The organism is uncultured Nitrosomonas sp., from assembly GCF_902826915.1.
GTDB lineage: Bacteria > Pseudomonadota > Gammaproteobacteria > Burkholderiales > Nitrosomonadaceae > Nitrosomonas.
On record NZ_CADEGP010000124.1, the window covers coordinates 1 to 2,940 of the forward strand.

Consider the following 2,940-nt stretch of genomic DNA (forward strand, 5'->3'; position numbering starts at 1 on the left):
AGCCGTTACAGGAATCTGCAATTAATGTATTCGGGAGTAATTCAGAAGCAAAGGCCGCTGGGCTTGACCTCAAGATACTTCACGCCAAGAAGCGAATGGGAATCCACGCAATCTACCGCAAGCCCAACACCAGCAAGCGGCATCAGGCGCACCCAGTCTATCCGTATCGGTTGCGGAATTTGTCCATCACCCGCTCAAACCATGTCTGGGCAGCAGATATCACGTACATCCCAATGAAGCGCGGCTTCGTTTATCTGTTCGCCGTAATCGATTGGGCTAGCCGTCGGGTGCTGTCATGGCGATTATCTAACACCTTGACTGCCGACTTTTGCATTGAAGCTGTGCAAGAAGCCATAAACAAGCATGGCAAGCCGGATATCTTCAATACTGACCAAGGTTGCCAATTCACCAGCTTGGAATTCATCGGGCTGCTGAAGGATAACGGTATCCAGATCAGTATGGATGGCAAGGGCAGCTGGCGTGATAATGTGTTTGTCGAACGGCTTTGGAAGAGCGTCAAATACGAAGAGGTCTATCTGCACGCCTATGACAGCGTATGTGATGCAAAACAAGGCTTAGAAAAATATTTCATGTTCTACAACCAATATAGACCTCACACCGCGCTTGACGACAAAACGCCAAATGAGTTCTACTTCGATAACCTGCCTGCAATGCAAAATACAGCGTAGGCATTAACGCGAGATTTCCACTTAAAATATGGGAAAAACTGTCCAATCAAGTGTGGCCACCTCTGAGAATGTGCATGAACATCACTGAAAGCACTGCTGAGCCACTTCTGAACATCAAACAAGCAGCCAAGATTCTAAATGCTAGTGAAATATCTTTGAGACGATGGAGTGATGCGGGCAAGCTGCCTTGCATGCGTATAGGAGTCAAACGCGAGAGGCGATATCGCTTGACTGATCTATTGGCTTATCTTGAGCAGGATCAAGCGCCTGTAAATATTGCTGCATTTGAGCACGCAGCAAGCCGAATCGCTCATATCGATCTTGAAGGTATCACAATTAATTATGGCAGCCACTTATGTGCGTTTTATGACACTGATTTGGGACGACTTAAATTAGCACTACCATTTTTACTCGGTGGTCTTCAATCCGGAAATCGCTGTTTTCTGGTTGCCACCAAGGAAGTTCAATCTATTATTACCAATGAGCTACGTGATGTCAGGTCCTGCATTGATCAAGATATTCAGGATGGTCGTATTGTTTTGACGGAGGGTATGGCAAACAGCACAGAGCTATATGCTTTCTTCGAAAATGCTTTTCTGAATGCAAACAAACAAGGCATTCAGGGTTTACGAGTACTTGGCGATATGGCTTGGACGTTACAAAAAGGTATGGGTATTGCAGACCTAAACGATTTTGAGAGTCAATACAATCAGGGGCTCGGACACCGATTCCCTGTTGTTAGTCTATGTCAATATGATGCTAGATTGTTTTCTGGCACCACAATATTGAGTGCTCTCAAGTGTCATGATGATACTTTTCATTATCCATTGAGGCATTTCTTGGGCACATGAATTTATAGAGCGGTCCTTGTATTGATGTTACAAAGTGTAGTGGAAAAACAACGCTTAACCTGTTACTGCTAATTGAAAACCGACCAGGAGAAACAGTGACGTAGCGTACTACACCGCTGTGGATAAATCGACCAGACTGAATTAGGTTTTTCCTCCTTTTGTGTTATAGAAAATAGCAGTAATAAATTAAGAATCTGCTGTTTTTTCAAATGAAAAATACTTCTCCTTTTCCCGTTCCTGGATTCCCGCTTTTGCAGTTGCACTGCCTTGCTTGAAGCGAAATGATTCGCTGCCAGTTTCAGTGATATGGCGATGATGGTCAGTTGATCCAATATGCAGTATTTTTTGATACCAACGGACGCACTACTTCAATTTAAGTCATTGTAGTATGACATGACGAGCTGTAACAGTAGCCTTTCTGTACAATTTGAGATGCTGTAATGGAATCGATGGCCACTATCTTTACCGCATTGTCGCTCGACCGGACAGGTTAATTGTCGTCTAATACCACATCGAAGTGTCAAAATTGTTGTAAGGAAACCATTAACGAGATCTATGAATTTATCAGGCCATTTTCTGGATGTATGATTTGCAACCATTGAAGAAGCACAATTTACCGCAACACAATGGTTGCGGATTTACAATAATGAACGTCCGAATATGGCACCCGGAGGTATTACACCAGCGATGAAGCTGGCAGAAGCTTTTAAACTAAAACTCTCAACTGTATGCTCCCAACAAACAACCTCGTGGCAAGACCAGGGGGAATCGCAAGTTAAAAATGGGAGGATTATCGAAGGTTTAACTTTTGATTCTTTCATTGCTATCAATAGAATAGCATCTGCGCAGTCCTTCTCGCAAAAATCTGGCTGATACCAATAAAAAGGCTATGTCACAATTAATTATTGAATTATTTGTCCAACGTGCATTGAGATATAGAGGTGTGCACAATGAAATCAACGGAATTCAAAACGTGGATGGATTCGATTGAACGCATGAGCCGTAATCAGCGAGACAAACTCCGGAAGAGATTGGAAGGAAAAGAGAATACTGATGAAGTAATTGCATTGATCGAACGTAATCAGGACGACAAACCTGCTTGTCCCTATTGTAAGACAAGCAACCTATATCGCTGGGGAAAAGCCAGTGAGCTGCAGCGTTATCGATGTCGTCAATGCAATCGGACGTTTAACGCGCTAACAGGCACGCCACTGGCACGGTTACGGCACAAGGACAAATGGTATGAATATGAGCAAACGATGATTCAGGGATTAAGCATCCGAAAATCATCGGACAGTTGTGGAATAGCCAAGAACACAAGCTTTAAGTGGCGTCATCGTTTTTTACAAGGCTCTAGACTAGAAGACACAATCTGTTAGTCTAGCAAGATGTTAATAAAC

Annotated in this window: 2 protein-coding genes and 1 pseudogene; all 3 read left to right on the forward strand. The window is 43.4% G+C overall.

Going from position 1 to position 2,940, the window contains the following annotated elements; translation table 11 throughout:
* On the forward strand, window positions 1-689 hold a 689-nt coding region (locus tag QZV86_RS13600; RefSeq protein ID WP_295629240.1), incomplete at its 5' end, for an IS3 family transposase.
* Between the two features lie 74 nt (window positions 690-763).
* The gene (locus QZV86_RS13605; protein WP_295629246.1) at window positions 764-1,540 is read left to right on the forward strand and encodes an MEDS domain-containing protein; all 777 of its coding nucleotides are present in this window, start codon (window positions 764-766) and stop codon (window positions 1,538-1,540) included.
* Between the two features lie 950 nt (window positions 1,541-2,490).
* A pseudogene (locus QZV86_RS13610) lies at window positions 2,491-2,889 on the forward strand (IS1595 family transposase); the annotation flags it as partial.
* Window positions 2,890-2,940: the final 51 nt, after the last annotated feature.